Annotated in this window: 1 pseudogene; it reads right to left on the reverse strand. The window is 56.1% G+C overall.

Going from position 1 to position 417, the window contains the following annotated elements:
- A pseudogene (locus tag RTW80_RS27465) lies at positions 1 to 417 on the reverse strand (ATPase RavA); the annotation flags it as partial.

Here is a 417-nt window from a genome sequence, read left to right on the forward strand (position 1 = left end):
GCCTGGAGCAGGCGAATGGCTTTTTTCCAGCGACGATCGGAGACGTACGGCGCGGAGGGCAGCAAATCAAGCTGCTGGCGCAGCATGAAGATCAGCTCAAAAACGGGATCGGGCAGTTTTATCTTGCCGATCTCCTCCTGCCACTGGTGGTATTCCTCGTCCGTGACCTGCAATGACGCTGCCACCGGGTTTTCGTTTTCATCCTGCTGGCTTACCAGCATGGAACGGAAGTTTGATTTATCCTGGACTTTATCCAGCCACAGACGGATCAGCATACGGTCATACAGCGCTTCTAGGCTGCTGTCGGCTTCGGGCAATTCGTTAGACGCGGCCACCAGCAGGCGCATGGGGATCTTCTCTTCGCTGGCGCCGTTGCGGAAGCGGCGTTCGTTAATTGCCGTCAACAGGGTATTCAGT

This window comes from Escherichia sp. AM3 (assembly GCF_032029835.1).
Taxonomy (GTDB): Bacteria; Pseudomonadota; Gammaproteobacteria; order Enterobacterales; family Enterobacteriaceae; genus Escherichia; species Escherichia coli.